Genomic DNA, 14,756 nt, shown 5'->3' on the forward strand with positions numbered 1-14,756 from the left:
ATGGAGCTCTACAAGAACCACGGGACCAACCCGATGGCTTCTTGTATGCCGATCCTGCTCCAGACGCCTGTGTTCTTTGCACTCTTCCGAGTTCTGAACTCGCTGGCAGGTATTGCTGACGGCAGTAAGGCTGCAATCGGCCCAATCAACCAGGAAGTTGCTAAGGCAGCGGAGAACTCTGAACTCTTCGGTGCGAGCCTTTCGGCGACGTTCCTGCACCAACCAACGGACATGAACACCAAGATTGTGTCTGCAATCCTCATCGTTCTGATGTCCGCTACCCTGTACATCACTCAGCGTCAGCTGACCATGAAGAACATGCCAGAGTCTGCTCTGGTTGGTCCAATGGCTCAGACGCAGAAGATCATGTTGTACTTGATGCCAGTAATGATGGCGGTCTCGGGCATTAACTTCCCAATCGGTGTTCTCATTTACTGGGTGGTCACCAACCTGTGGTCGACTGGTCAGCAGTTCTACACCATCACGCGTATGCCTTCCCCGGGTTCCGAGGCAGAGCGTCGACTCAACGAACGTAAGGCTCGTAAGGCTGCACGTAAGGGCATTGTGATCGAGACAGAGACGCCAACGATCATTGAGGCTCCACGTGGACAGCGGGTCCAGCCTGTACGCAAGAACCGCAATAAGAAGAAGAAGTAGCTCAGCTACTTCGGTACAGCTTTCGTAAACAGGAGTAAACATGGCAAACAACGCCGAGGGTGCAAAGTCCCGTAGTCGTGTTTCGATGCTCGAAGAAGAGGGCGAAGTTGCAGCAGACTACCTAGAAGAGCTGCTCGACATTGCCGATCTTGATGGGGACATCGAGATCGACGTAGAGCACGGTCGAGCCGCTTTGGCCATCGTTGCCGACGAAGCGTTTGACCTCAAGCACCTCGTGGGTCGCGATGGTGAAGTCCTCGACGCAATCCAGGAACTGACTCGTCTGGCTGTTCAGGCCAAGACGGGGGAGCGTAGCCGCCTCATGCTGGATATCGCGGGTTTCCGTGCAGCGCGTAAGGCTGAGCTCACAGTTCTGGCAAAGAACGCTATCGCCAAGGTCAACGAGACGGGCCGCTCGCTTGCTCTTGAGCCACTGAATGCGTTCGAGCGCAAGGTTGTTCACGACGCGGTAACAGCGGCTGGCTTGACCTCCGAATCCCACGGAGAAGACCCAGAGCGCTACATCGAGATCTCTCCCGCTAAGTAATTAGCTTTTAAAGGGGTCCGCATGTTTCACGTGAAACAAGCGGACCCCTCCTCGTTTTCTTTGAAATGGAGTCACATGGACGCCTCGCTCAATCCTGAAGCGGTAGCCGAGTTCTTTGGCGATTCGTTTGAGAAGGTCGCCGCATTTGCTGACCAGTTGGCCATCCAAGGCGAGTTGCGCGGTCTTATTGGTCCGCGTGAGCTTGATCGCCTGTGGGAGCGTCACATTCTGAACTCGGCAGCCGTGGTGCAGTATCTTCCCGCCCAGGGAAGCATCATTGACCTCGGGAGTGGAGCAGGGCTGCCGGGCATCGTGATCGGCTGTATGCTTCCCGATGCTCAAGTGACCCTAGTTGAACCCATGGAACGTCGCTGCAACTGGCTCAACGAGATGGTTGAGGAGATCGGTCTGCCTAACGTTGAGGTCAAGCGAGGGCGAGCTGAGGAATTTCACGGAGCTTTCACCGCCGATGCAGTGACGGCGCGTGCTGTTGCGGCTCTCGATAAGTTGTCGCGCTGGGCGCTTCCACTCCTTCACGAGGGTGGCCAGATGGTCCTTCTCAAGGGACGGTCCGTAGATGCCGAGATCGAACCGGCGATGAAGGTGCTTCGCAAGTACAAGTGCACCGAGCCTGAGATCCTCGAGGGGACCACCATCGAGGGTGTGGAGTCCACGACTATCCTTCGTACTATCCGCCGCAAGCCGTAAACACCTACGGCCTGCACACTACAAAGGGATCGCCGCAAGGCGGTCCCTTTGTGGTTTCACGTGAAACACTGTGGCGTGGTGTGGGGCGTGTCCGGATGATGCGCTCGAACGGCGAAGTTGATGATGCGTGCAGCCCTTCTGTGGCAGTGCGCGGGGGATTCTCGCGTGTTCAGTTGTGAAGTCACAGCAAAAAAGTGCGTGGATGACTGCAAGTGGTGCTTTGACAAAGTACTGTTGGATTATTGCCGTTTTGGGCCCAGCATCCATCACCTTCGCGTGTCAGATGCCCATGGTGAAATGAACCAGAACAGTATGCGTCAGTCTTTTCGATCCCGCTAGGAGGAATCTCCGTGACCGCTGAGTCGTCCCTCGGAAGTGCCTATGAGCCCGCAACCGAGGATCGGGAAAGGCGCGTGAGTGAGATCTTGAGAACCATTCCTCAGACCGATGACACCACGCCCCTCGCGGCCCAGCTCGCGGAGGATACTCGTCGGCGTGTTTCCCTTCAAGGGCTGCTCTTTCCTCGACCGGAGTCCACGCGGATTCTCACCGTTGCGAACCAGAAGGGCGGCGTTGGGAAGACCACTACTACCGTTAATCTCGCTGCCGCACTGGCTCAGGGTGGACTCAATGTCCTGGTGATCGACTCTGATCCGCAAGGAAATGCATCCACTGCGCTCGGCATTGATCACCGGGCGGGCGTTCCTTCCATTTATGAGGTGCTTGTTGAGGAGCAGCCTCTGAGCTCGGCAATCCAGGCGTGCCCTGACTTTGAGAACCTCTTAGTCGTTCCAGCAACCATTGACCTTTCCGGTGCGGAGATCGAACTCGTCTCCCTTGTTTCACGTGAAACAAGGCTGCGCCGCGCGGTAGATGATTACGTGGTTGAGCGGAACCGGGCGGGACTTCCTCCACTGGACTTCATTCTGGTTGACTGCCCTCCTAGCCTTGGACTACTCACGCTCAACGCGTTTGTCACGGGCCGCGAGGTGCTCATCCCAATCCAGTGTGAGTACTATGCGCTGGAGGGCCTAAGCCAGCTCCTGAAGACGATCGAGATGATCCAGTCGCACCTCAACCGAGAACTGCACGTGTCCTCGATCCTGTTGACCATGTATGACCAGCGCACAAACCTTGCACATCAGGTTGCGCAAGAGGTCCGCCAACACTTCCCGGACCAGACGTTCGAGACATCGATTCCACGCTCCGTGCGTGTTTCTGAGGCTCCTTCCTACGGTCAGACCGTGGTCACGTATGATCCTTCGTCGACCGGTGCGCTCGCCTACAGGCAGGCTGCGTACGAGTTGGCTCTCCGTTCTACCAAGTAGCGGGACCCACAGCACAACCCGTCCGACGTGCTTCGGCGCGAATTTTGCTTTCACTGTTTAATCGGAGGAAACACAGTGGCAGAGAAGAAGAGAGGCTTGGGCCGAGGCCTTGGCGCACTCATCCCTACGGCTCCCGAGGTAGACCGTCCAGTTGACGTGTTCTTTCCCGACCAGCAGGGGAGTGGTGACAAGGCGCGCTCAAACTCAATGCTGAGTGACGGTGCCAGGGACCTACTCACCGCTGCCCCACGCAAGCGCACAACGTCCAGTGGTGCGTCCCGCAACGACGTGCGGCGCGACAGCGACGGCGGAGCACGCACGGCCAAGAGCCCTAGCGACTCCGAGGTTAGTGCGCGATACAGCGAGAAGAACTCCGAGTCCGCACGGGCGACCACCCGGGGTGCTCGCGGTGTTTCACGTGAAACACAGGTTGAGCTCGTACCAGTTCCAGGTGCCTCGTTCGCGGAACTTCCTGTCAGCGCTATCCGGCCAAACCCTAAGCAGCCACGACTCGTCTTTGACGAGGATGAGCTGTCCGAACTGGTCGAATCGATCAAGGAGATCGGTGTCCTCCAGCCGATCGTGGTTCGTCCGGCTGGAAACGGCTACGAACTGATCATGGGTGAGCGTCGCTGGCGTGCCTCCCAAGAAGCGGGCCTGAGCACTGTTCCCGCGATTATTCGCGAGACCGAGGACCAGGATCTCCTGCGTGACGCGCTCCTAGAAAACCTCCACCGCTCGGCACTGAACCCTCTTGAAGAGGCTGCGGCATATCGTCAGCTCCTAGACGATTTTGGTTGCACCCACGAGGTGCTAGCAACCCGAATTGCACGCTCGCGGCCACAGATCTCGAACACACTTCGACTGCTGAACCTCCCACCGCTTGTGCAACGTCGTGTAGCCGCAAACGTGCTCACCGCCGGACATGCGCGTGCGCTCCTCGGTCTCTCCGATTCTGCAGAGATCGAGAAGCTTGCTCAGCGGATCGTCTCCGAGGGTCTCTCGGTGCGCGCCACAGAAGAGGCCGTTGCACTCGGCTCGGACAAACCATCGGTGAAGAAAGCGCGGGCCGTCAAGGCTGAGCGGAACGAAGCCGCGGAGCAACTCGCTTCCCGACTCTCCGACAGATTCGACACCCGAGTCAAGGTTGCGTTTGGGAAATCCAAGGGACGCCTCACCGTCGAGTTCGCGACCGTGGAGGACCTCAACCGAATTCTTGCGGTCATGGCGCCTGAAGATGAGGGTCTCGGGGAGTAACCCGACTCTCTCGCTTTCATGACGATATATCGTGGTTTGTCAGAAAAGCGGCTCACAGAAACGGCTCCCTGACGCACTCGGAGAGTCGGGCTGGTATGAATGGCCATCCTGGCACCATTGAGGCCCTTAGAGGCGCCTTAGAAGCAATATCGATGCTTGAAAAGCGGCCCTCTCATCGCGATGTGGTCCCCGGGTGACCAGGAAGCGCGATCGGGACCAAGATCGTCGAAAATGAGTGACTGCACCGGCGCACACTGAAGCGCAGCAGGAAGTCGGACAGTGGAACTCACTCCGGGGACCCACGGTGGAAAGTCCGCACAGAGTTCTGCTCGTGCGGAAGAAACACAGAACAAAAGTGGCGGCTCCCTCACCATCGGTGAGGGAGCCGCCACTTTTGTGTCAGAAAAAACTTTTAGAAGAGTTCGCTTCCGCGCATGTAGTCTTCGACCGCCGGTGCCGTCGGTTCAGTTGGTTTCGCAGTCGACTCCTTGACCGCCGAGCTGGCGGAATTAGCGGATACCGCTGATGGAGCAGACACGGCAGACACGGCAGACGTAGCAGACCCAGCCGAATGGACGACAGATGACCCGGCCACCGCAGCGGCCTCGTCCTCGGAAGCGAGGCTCAAGTCCTCACTCGAAAGTGCAGCACCCACTGCAGCGCCCGCGGAGATTGGCTCCTCGGACGTAACGGGAGAGTCCCCCGCGAGGATCGCCTTGACCCAGCTGAGGTAGACGTCGGACAGGTGCTCTCCGGAGGCCAAGATCGACTGCGGCAGCAGCGAGGTCTCCGTCATGCCTGGTGCAACGTTGACCTCGAGGAACCAGATGACACCCTGGGAGTCAACGATGAGGTCGGTTCGGGAGATGTGGCGAAGGCCGAGTGCCTTGTGTGCCGAGATCGCGGCGTCCTGTACAGCGGCAGTGCCGGCCTCGTCGAATCGCGCGGGAGTGAAGTACTGGACGCGTCCTGGGTTGTAGCGAGCGTCGTAGTCGTACGGGCCCTCCGCAACGATTTCTACGGGAGGGAGCGCCTTGATGCCCGAGGTGGTCTCCACAACGGACACGGCGACCTCAGTACCCACAACGGCCTTCTCAATGAGGGCCAGATCAGAGTACGCAAAGCAGTCCACAAACGCCTGGGGGAGGCGGCTGGCATCCTCAACGTATGTGACGCCGAGGGCGGAGCCACCGCGGGCGGGCTTCACCACGAGGGGAAGACCGATCTTCTCCACTACGGCTTCCATGACGGACTTGGCGCCGAGCTCGCGGAACAGCGACTGGGGCAACGTCACGTAGGCAGGGGTGGCAACACCCGCGGCCGACAGAACGGACTTGGCTACGGGCTTGTTCCACGCCACGCGGCTCTCGCGTGGGCGCGTACCCAGGTAAGGAATGTCGAGCAGTTCGAGGATGTCGCGCAGCGACCCGTCCTCGCCGGAAGCACCGTGCAGCAGCGGCCACACGAGGTCGGGCTGCTGGCTTTTCAGACGAGGAATCAGGTTTGCGTCAACGTCGAGGACGTCCACGGAAACGCCCGCGGAACGGAGGGCCTCAGCAACGCGGCGCCCGGAACGAAGGGAAACGTCGCGTTCGTGGGAAAGCCCACCGGCGAGAATGACAACGTGTGGAGTGGTGCTCATGCGATATCAGGTCCCGGAATGTCGGTGTCGGTAACGTCATCAAGCTGCGGCGTGGTTCCGAAGATTTCAACGGACTCGCGTTCGGCGGAAACAACGGCCGAGAGGCGGCGGATGCCCTCCCGGATTGTTACTTCGTCGGGGTAACAGAACGACAGGCGCATGTGGTCCGCGCCGGTTCCATCGTAGAAGAATGCGGTGCCGGGGGTGTAGGCAACGCGTCCGGTAACTGCCCTAGGCAGCATCGTCTTAGAATCGAGCCCTGGCGGGAGTTTGACCCACACATAGAAGCCGCCGTCTGGCACGTTCCATTCGGCGTCCGGAAGGTACTCGGACAACGCGGAGATCATGGCGTCCCTGCGGGACTTGTACATGACCTGGAAGTCCTTAATCTGCTTCTTCCAGTCGTGATTGGTCAGGTACGCCTCAATGGACATCTGGGAGGCGTGAGAAGGGCTGAGAATCGCGGATTCCTGCGCCAGCACGAGCTTCTCGCGGACAGCGTGCGGGGCAACGGCCCAACCCACGCGGTAGCCCGGGGCAAAGGTCTTGGAGAACGAACCCAGGTAGATGACGCCCTCGTCCTCGAACGAACGCATCGCTGGCATCGGCTCGCGGTCGAAACCGAGCAAGCCGTACGGGTTGTCCTCAACGATCACCACGTGGTGACGCTTGCAGATCTCAATAACCTGGTGGCGGCGCTCGAGGGAGAGCGTCACGCCGGCTGGGTTGTGGAAGTTGGGGATGGTGTACAGGAACTTGACCCTCTTACCCTCGGCGGCAAGCCGAGTCAGGGTTTCATCGAGTTCTTCTGGAACCAGGCCGTCGGCGTCGAGGCGGACGTGCTCAACCTCGGCTTCGTACGAACGGAACACCGAAAGCGCACCCACGTAAGATGGTGCCTCGGCCACGATCACGTCGCCTGGATCAATGAAAAGCCTGGTCACAAGGTCAAGGGCCTGCTGGGAACCAGTGGTCACCACAACATCGTCCGGGTGCGCGTCGATACCCTCGAGCTTCATCACCTCAACGATCTGCTCACGCAACTGGGGGCGGCCCTGGCCAGAACCGTACTGGAGCGCGGTCATGCCCTCAGTGGCAATAACCTTGGCGGTCAGCTCCGCAATGTCGGCAAGCGGCAGGTCCGCTAGGTTGGGCATGCCACCAGCAAGCGACACGACCTCGGGGCGGCTCGCCACCGCGAACAACGCTCGGACCTCGGACGCTCGCATTTTGTGAGCACGCCCAGCATAGGCGCCAAACCATGGGTCAAGTCGTGTTCCCTTAGCGGGGGGTGTATTCGAGGTCACCTATTAAGTTTGCCACGAGTTTCGATTGTCTCAACGCACGCCCCATTGTGCGGTCACATTTTGAAACACAAACCGACTCTAACCTTCACAAAATCCCGCGACCCAGCTGGGCCAGCCACCCACTAACGGTGGCCCGACGTGCCTACGCGAGGGAATCGTCGATAATCTCAATCAACTCATCCTTGCCGCGGGCACCTGGAATCAACCGGATCGTCTCGCCATCCGCAACCACCACAAGCGTGGGGATCGACGCGATCCCATACTTGGCTGTGGTCTCAGGATTTGCGTCCACATCCAGTTTGGCAAACCGGACACGACCCTCGTACTCGGCCGCCAGCTCCTCCAAAATCGGCGCAACCATGCGGCACGGAGCACACCACTCGGCCCAAAAATCCACCACGACGGGGAGTTCGGAGTCAATGACCTCCTCGTCGAACGTGTCGTCAAAAACCTCAAAAGTTCCGGCAGTCATATGGTCACCCTACTTCGATTAACGACGATCTTGCTTACGTTCCTTCAAAAACACCCGTGGGCGGCCGGTTGCGTACCGGCCGCCCACTAGTCTCATCGCAACTTCCATCGAACGGATGATTATTGATCCGTTCGGTGCCCAACGGATCAATAATCATCCGTTCGATGAGAAGGGTTGGAGGTTTTGGGAGTGGAGAGCCTCGCAAGCTCGGCCTACCACTTCTGTTTCTCTACTCTGCAGATTCGAGGAACCGCTGAGCATCGAGAGCCGCCGAGCAACCCGAACCCGCCGCCGTGATGGCCTGGCGGTACGAGTGGTCAACCAAGTCACCACAGGCGAAGACGCCCTCAATGTTGGTGGCGGTGGTGCGGCCAATGACCTGCACGTAGCCGTTCTCATCGAGGTCGATCTGGCCCTTGAGGAGCTCAGAGCGAGGGTCGTGCCCAATGGCAACGAACAGGCCGGTGGCAGCCAAGTCGCGCTCCTCGCCAGTCACGGTGTCGCGCAGGCGCAGGGACTCAACCTTGTCCTCGCCGCTGATACCGATGACCTCAGAGTTCCACGCAAACTCGATCTTAGGATCGTTCATTGCGCGCTCAGCCATGATCTTGGAGGCGCGAAGCTCGTCGCGGCGGTGTACCACGGTCACCTTGCTGGCAAAGCGGGTCAGGAAGGTTGCTTCCTCCATAGCGGAGTCGCCTCCACCCACCACAACGATGTTCTGGTCGCGGAAGAAGAAGCCATCGCAGGTTGCGCACCAAGATACGCCGCGGCCGGACAGGCGCTTCTCGTCTTCGAGGCCGATCTCGCGGTACGCAGAACCGGTCGAGAGGATCACGGACTTAGCGGAGATGGTGTCACCGCCACCGGTCACGATCGTCTTCACTGGGCCCTCGAGCTGCACGGACGTTGCGTCGTCCCACTCGATGATCGCACCGAACTTCTCGGCCTGCTTCTGCATGTTTTCCATGAGGTCCGGACCCAAGATGCCATCGGGGAACCCTGGGAAGTTCTCCACGTCGGTGGTGTTCATGAGCGCACCACCAGCGGTGACTGCACCTGCAAGCACGAAAGGCTTCAAGCCAGCGCGTGCAGCGTAGATAGCAGCGGTGTATCCGGCAGGGCCGGAGCCAATAATGACAACGTCGTGGATGACGGTCTCAGTCACATTCATTCCTTCGTGCGAGGTAAGTGATTTGGCCGATCCTGCCAGTGACAGTGGGCCTATGCGTATGGGGTTTCTGCTTACGAGAACACGGACGTCCCAAGGGATATTCCATAACCCTTGGACCTGCGGTGGAACCTAGCCGATGCCAACTTCGTAGACGTAGGCGCGGTTCTTGCCTTCACTGTCCTTAGGAAGTTCAGTCCACCAAATGGTGATGAACTTGGTCTCCACTGGGGAATCGAACTTGAACAGAGTGTCACCGTTCAGAGGCCCCTTTGCCAGGACCGCACCCTTGGTGGGGTCGTCACCATCGGTGGCGCGGATTTCGAGCTGTCCACCTGTGTTCCCAGAGGAAATGAGGACTGAGTTTACGGCGGACTTCTCCTTGAGTTTCACCTCGATGCCGATTCCGTTACGGGTGAACCCGGCGAAGTCTGCGGCCTTGTAGGTTCTGGAGTACCAGACGCTCGTGGTGTCGCCGTCTGTGAGGCGATCCTGAAGCTCAGGGTGCTCGTTGTTGTCTCCCTGCGGGTCGAGCGAACGCGCGCTTGCGATCTCCGGCTTGACGGTGGTGATCGTAGGTTCCTTGCTGGGTTCCTTGGTACCGTCGCCGTCCGTGGCCTGTGGAGTGGGGCGCCCAGTGGGTGCAACGATCGCAGGTTCAGTGGGAGCGGTCAGCGTATTGATCGCCCAGAAGAGCCCGAACACAACCAGTGCGGCAAAGAAAGCCATTATGACCGCAGTGGGGTCGAAGCGCCGAGAGGAGCCGCCGGAACCCGTGAGGTTCTGTGGACCACCGCCACCAGTAGATGGCGGAGAGGGAACGTGGTCAAACGACGGGCGGGGCACCTCGGACGAGCTCGGTACAAAGCGTGGAGGTGTGCCGGAGGGCGCAGAGGCCGCCGCAGCAATACCCTGCGAATCAAGCCCAACCTGCGTTTGCGAGCCCATGGATGGGAGCTGTCCCAGTGAGCCGTTGCCAAAGTTTGCTGCCGCTCCACCCACGGTCGGGATGCCGGCCCCAACGCCCACACCAACTGCTGGCGCGCCCACAGACACGGGGTTGGCCGAAGGTTGAAACGACGGTGGGGTGTTGCTGGGGGAAACAGTGGAGCGTGCACTCGTGCGCTGCGGTGGCACTGGAACCGGAGGAATCGCGGAGGGCTGGTCGTCCTCCACCGCGAGCGCGTTCAAGAGAGGGGACGTCGAGGGAAGGTCATCGACCGACCACTCGCCGAGCGCCTCAAGGAATGCGGCGGGGGAGTCAATGGAGGCGTTCTCCCCGTTGAGTACCTCGGTGGTCAGAGCGTCGAGATCCGGGGTGACGTCATCCACGATCTCTACGAGGCTTGGGAGGAACGAGTTCTCCTCGGAGGCGTAGTTGGACATCAGGCCCGTGAGCATGAAGTACATGAGTGCGGACAGCCCGCGCGCATCCCGGCGGGCGAGCGCTTCGTCGCTCTCGTCGAGGTTGAGGCCGAGCACGTTGCGTGGAACGAGTCCGGTGACGGTGACAGACTGCTCGCCAAAGAGAATGGAGTCTGCGGTGAGCCCGCCGTGATGGATGCCCTTTTCGCTTGCCTTCACGAGCGCGGTGGCGACCCTGCCCATGACTGCCTTTGCCTGGGGGACGGTCAGCGTCGACTGCGAGATGGCCGCTGCCGTTCCCACGCCCTTGGAGAGTTCGCTCACAACAAACCGCTGCGAGGGCCCCTTGTCAATCACGTCAACGACTCGCGCAATTGAGTCGGAGTTGATCTGGGCGGTGGCGCGAGCACGGTCTAGCGCGCCCTCAGGGACGGTCTCATCAATGACGAGAACGTCAACTTCACGGGAGAAGATCTTGTCTTGGGCGTGCCAGTTTTCGGCGTCGGAAAGCGGTGAGGATACCGATTCAGTCACCTCGTAACGGGCAACGATGATATCTCCGGCGTTCAATCGAGTCACAGGCTTCTCCCGGGTGCAGCAAGAAAGCGGGTCTTTTTATCCTACGTTGCTTATGAGCGTCAATTGGCGCGGCGACGTGTGAATTTCTTGAGGATAGGGTTCAGGAGTTCCTTGAACTCTTCAACCTTCATGATCTGTAGTGCCACAACGTAGATGGCAACCATCAAAGTTCCCACGAGCAGGCAGATGGTCAGTGCCCACCAGACGGAGTCAGTGGCCGAGAATCCCCAGACGTTGAGCACACCCCAGCCAATCAGACCTGAGATGCCCGCGGCGACGATGAGTTGGACGTGGAGTCGCACAAGCTTGGAAATGTCGACGCCACCAAGCTTCTTGTTGAGCCCTCCCATGCGCAGCGCCACGGCGATCATATTGGAAATGGAAGTGGCTATTCCGATTCCAAACACCCACCATTCGCCCGGAGCGAGCAGCGAGATCACGAATGCCACGAGCATGAGCGTGATGGTGACGGGGATCTGGAAGTAGAACACGGACTTGCCGTCTTCGTAGGCGAAGTACACCCACTTCATCAGGACCATTGCGCCAAGCGGCATGAGGCCTAGGGACAGCGACCACACCACGCGGGAGATGACTACGACCTCCTCGGGGGACATCGAGAACACCAAAAGCTTGGTCACGGGGAGCGATAAAACCATGAACAGCGCAGTGGCAAAGAGCGTGAACACCGAGATGACGCTCAGTCCCTTAGTGGTCATGTTGCGGACGGCTGCTGTGTCGCCGCGGGATGCGGCGGCGCTCATCCCCGTGAACAGAGCTGTGGCCACGGAGACTGTCACTAGAGAATGCGGCAGCAGGTAGATCATGAGTGCCTGCGTGTAGGAGGCGTTTCCTGCGACAACCTCGGTGGTGGAGGACGCGGCGTGCGGAGCAGCGGACGCGATCTTGGTGGTTACCCAGACCACGATTTGGTCGAGCAGGAGGGCGAGGAACGTCCACATTGCCACGGCGCCTGTGGTGCGCAGGCCGATGCCACGGAACCCAAACCGAAGGCTCCAGCGGAAGCCGTCCCTGTGCAGCGGCCAGAACAAGATGAGTGCCTGGGCCACGATTCCGAGGGTCGCCGATGCTCCGATGAGCGCGATCTTGGGGGCGTCCCAGGAGGACAGGTCAGCCACGTTTCCGGTGGCAACTGGGCCGTACACCATGAGGAAGATGCCGAACCCGATGATCGACACCAGGTTGTTGAGCGCGGGCGCCCACATGTAGGGGCCGAACTTACCCTTGGCGTTCAGTACTTGCCCGAGCAGCGTGTACAGGCCGTAGAAGAAGAGCTGCGGGATGCACCAGAAGGCGAAGGCGATGGCGAGGCCAAGTTGTGCCTCGGACCACTTGTCCGTGGTGTAGATGCCTACGATCACGCCCGCGCCAGCGGTGAAGAGCACGGTCAATCCGAGCAGGATCGCGGTGGACAGCGTCAGGAGTTTGTCCAGGTGCTCCTTGGCATTCTTGGACCGATAGGCGCGCATGACCTGTGGGACGATGACCGCGTTGAGCGCACCTCCCGCCATGATCGCGTAGAGGATGTTTGGGATCTTGTTGGCCACGTCAAACGCGTCGGCGACGGCACCTGTGGCGCCGAGTGCGGCAACAAGAAGCACGTTGCGCAGGAGGCCGAGGAGCCTAGAAAAGGCGGTTCCCGAGGCCATGATAAGCGAGCTTCGTCCTACAGACGCTGCGGTCATGGTGGGTGGTTCAGTTGCAGTTTCTGCTGGTTTTTTCACGGGCTCGGGTGCCCGTTCGTTGCGTTGGGCGGGCTGGGACCCACTGATAGACGACGATACTCGACGCCTCGTTGTTGGCTCGCCTCCTGTGTGTGGAGACCTTGGGTACTCGGGCCGGCCACCACTCTGGTTTTGCCGAGGGGTCGAGTGGTTCTGCTGGGGGCTTCTGCGCGGGTGACCGTCGTAGGGGTTGCCTTGGCGCTCGGTCATTCCTTCTCCGAGGTTTCTGTGGGGGATTGGGGCGACTGGGCTTTGGCGGCCGAGTGCGCGTCTGCGACGTATCGAGGGTGGGTTAGGCGGAGGTCGGTGTCTGCGGCTGGACCGCCTTCCGCCTCGGCCTCAACCATGGCGATCGCAGCGGCGGTGTCGTCTGGGCTGGTTCGGCGTTCGGAGCGTCCACGCTTGACTGTACGCCAGATTCCTCCGCCGAGGAGGAGGGCGAGGAGTGCGGCGACTACACCCGTTCCCACGTTCTCCCAGTCGGCGCGGACGCGGACGTTGAACTCGCCAGCGGTGGCGGCGTAGGTGCCTTCCGCGTCACGGATCTCGACAGCCACCACAACGTTTCCTGATCCGACGGCTGTTACGGGGACGCGAACCGATTCGGAACCGCCCGAGGGGATCGTGAGAGTCGGGCTGTCCTTGGCCTGCAGGCGTACGTCGTTCGGGCGCAGGCGGACCTGAATGGTGACGTCTTGGTTGAGGTTGTTTTGCACGGTTACAGGAATCTCAGACCCGGTTGAGATCATGTTGATGTCTGAGCCCGTGACCACTGAGATACCGTCGAGTGCGGCCTGGGTTGCCGATTCTAGGTTCACCACAGCGCGGTCGTGCGCGGTCACGTCCGAAATCCAGGCAACGGACGTGGCAGCGCGGGTAGCGGAGCGGAACGGGGAGGTAAGGGCATCTGGGTCGGCGACGACACCTGCGAGGTCTTCGATTTTGCGCAGGTCTGAGCGCAGCTTGTTGAATACGGAGGGCTCGAGTGCCTGCAGGCCCATGGAGACGGCGGGCAGAGTGTAGGTCTGAGTGGACTCGGCATCGCCAGCCGCGATGGCGGAAATGTCGGTCGTGGTCACCCACGGTAGAGCCGGAATCGCCCCAAACTGAGCCTTGGCGACTTCTGGGTCAGGGTTCCACGAACGGTCCATCGCGATCACGATGTTGCGCAGGTCGGAGGGGCGCTCGCGGGCGATCATTGCGAGTTCAGCAATGAACCTTTGGCGCGCGGAGATCGGATTGTTCGTGCCTGGATCCTCAATGAGGCTGACGAGGGTGGGCTCCGAGACGAGTACGCGGGATTCACCAGTCTTGGTCTCAACCGTGTATGCGGCATCCGGCGTGTAGGACAGCGTGGTGGTGGGCTGCGCGCTGTCTCCTTCCGCAATGACCCAAGGGCGGTCAGAGTCCAGCGCTGTCTCCACCGTTCGTGTGGACATGGACTGAGAGGTTGGCCAGGCCAAAGACCCGCTGAGGTCGAGGCCGTCGAGCACCTTGTACTCCCTAGCGCGGAACTCAGGAACGCGAGTGCCCGAGTTGGAGTACGTGGTCCAGTCGGCGTCGTAGGACGGAAGGGCAAAGAGTTCACGGCCCTTGGCGGCACTCCTGAACGCGCTCAGCCACTGCTCGGAATGAACCTGCTCGGAACTGGGCACGAACTGGTCCGCTTCGGCGGTGGGGGCCGGAGTGGGCGTCGGGTCGGTCGCGGGGGAGTCTCCGGTGGGAATGGTTGGAGTCGCGCCCGCGGTGGGTTCTTCCGTGCCTGCGCCCGTGGAACCCTCGGCATCCTCGCCGGGAGCGGGCTCAGTCGGAATTGAGGTGACCTCGGGAACTTCTTCTTCCAGAATGGGGGTCGTTGCCGAGATGCTGACCCCGGAGATGAGCGCGGGGTCAAGGGCGAGCGACACGTGCTTCGACCCGGAGACGGCGGAAAGGACGTGCTGGAGCCTCGAGTCAGGGGCCGTCGCGGCCAGGTAGGTGG

Annotated in this window: 12 protein-coding genes; 5 read left to right on the top strand and 7 right to left on the bottom strand. The window is 60.4% G+C overall.

Annotated features, from left to right (window positions below):
- The 5 genes from yidC to HGSM_RS03480 form a co-directional block, all read left to right on the top strand.
- Positions 1 to 657 (top strand): membrane protein insertase YidC (gene yidC / locus HGSM_RS03460; protein ID WP_040594277.1); only part of this gene is annotated, 657 nt, incomplete at its 5' end.
- A gap of 40 nt (positions 658 to 697) precedes the next feature.
- The gene (locus HGSM_RS03465) at positions 698 to 1,204 is read left to right on the top strand and encodes a Jag family protein (protein WP_019147349.1); all 507 of its coding nucleotides are present in this window, start codon (positions 698 to 700) and stop codon (positions 1,202 to 1,204) included.
- A 75-nt stretch (positions 1,205 to 1,279) separates the two neighbouring features.
- Positions 1,280 to 1,912: a 16S rRNA (guanine(527)-N(7))-methyltransferase RsmG gene (rsmG, locus tag HGSM_RS03470; protein WP_019147350.1), complete on the top strand. Its 633-nt coding sequence runs from the start codon at positions 1,280 to 1,282 to the stop codon at positions 1,910 to 1,912.
- Between the two features lie 434 nt (positions 1,913 to 2,346).
- Entirely contained in the window at positions 2,347 to 3,240 is an 894-nt protein-coding gene (locus HGSM_RS03475; protein ID WP_407635105.1) for a ParA family protein, read from the top strand.
- A 75-nt stretch (positions 3,241 to 3,315) separates the two neighbouring features.
- Positions 3,316 to 4,497 (top strand): ParB/RepB/Spo0J family partition protein, encoded by a 1,182-nt coding sequence (locus HGSM_RS03480; RefSeq protein ID WP_019147352.1) that lies wholly within the window; start codon positions 3,316 to 3,318, stop codon positions 4,495 to 4,497.
- A 412-nt stretch (positions 4,498 to 4,909) separates the two neighbouring features.
- On the opposite strand, the gene HGSM_RS03485 is transcribed toward HGSM_RS03480, so the two are convergent.
- From HGSM_RS03485 to HGSM_RS03515, 7 genes are all read right to left on the bottom strand, one after another.
- A complete protein-coding gene (locus tag HGSM_RS03485; RefSeq protein ID WP_019147353.1) occupies positions 4,910 to 6,139 on the bottom strand; it encodes a D-alanine--D-alanine ligase family protein in 1,230 nt (409 codons plus the stop codon).
- Positions 6,136 to 7,368, bottom strand: coding sequence for an aminotransferase class I/II-fold pyridoxal phosphate-dependent enzyme (locus tag HGSM_RS03490; RefSeq protein ID WP_019147354.1), 1,233 nt, complete (start codon positions 7,366 to 7,368; stop codon positions 6,136 to 6,138). Before HGSM_RS03490 ends, HGSM_RS03485 begins: the two co-directional genes overlap by 4 nt.
- 220 nt (positions 7,369 to 7,588) lie before the next feature.
- The gene (gene trxA / locus HGSM_RS03495) at positions 7,589 to 7,918 is read right to left on the bottom strand and encodes a thioredoxin (RefSeq protein WP_019147355.1); all 330 of its coding nucleotides are present in this window, start codon (positions 7,916 to 7,918) and stop codon (positions 7,589 to 7,591) included.
- Positions 7,919 to 8,147: 229 nt separating this feature from the next.
- The gene (gene trxB / locus HGSM_RS03500; protein ID WP_040594281.1) at positions 8,148 to 9,092 is read right to left on the bottom strand and encodes a thioredoxin-disulfide reductase; all 945 of its coding nucleotides are present in this window, start codon (positions 9,090 to 9,092) and stop codon (positions 8,148 to 8,150) included.
- 129 nt (positions 9,093 to 9,221) lie between these two features.
- Positions 9,222 to 11,033: a protein kinase family protein gene (locus HGSM_RS03505; protein ID WP_019147357.1), complete on the bottom strand. Its 1,812-nt coding sequence runs from the start codon at positions 11,031 to 11,033 to the stop codon at positions 9,222 to 9,224.
- Between the two features lie 59 nt (positions 11,034 to 11,092).
- Positions 11,093 to 12,736: a murein biosynthesis integral membrane protein MurJ gene (murJ, locus tag HGSM_RS03510; protein WP_019147358.1), complete on the bottom strand. Its 1,644-nt coding sequence runs from the start codon at positions 12,734 to 12,736 to the stop codon at positions 11,093 to 11,095.
- 245 nt (positions 12,737 to 12,981) lie between these two features.
- Positions 12,982 to 14,756, bottom strand: a 1,775-nt coding sequence (locus HGSM_RS03515) for a DUF6049 family protein (RefSeq protein WP_019147359.1), incomplete at its 5' end; no start/stop codon positions are given.

Origin of the sequence: Timonella senegalensis JC301 (genome assembly GCF_000312125.1) — a bacterium.
In the GTDB taxonomy this organism is placed as follows: Bacteria; Actinomycetota; Actinomycetes; order Actinomycetales; family Cellulomonadaceae; genus Timonella; species Timonella senegalensis.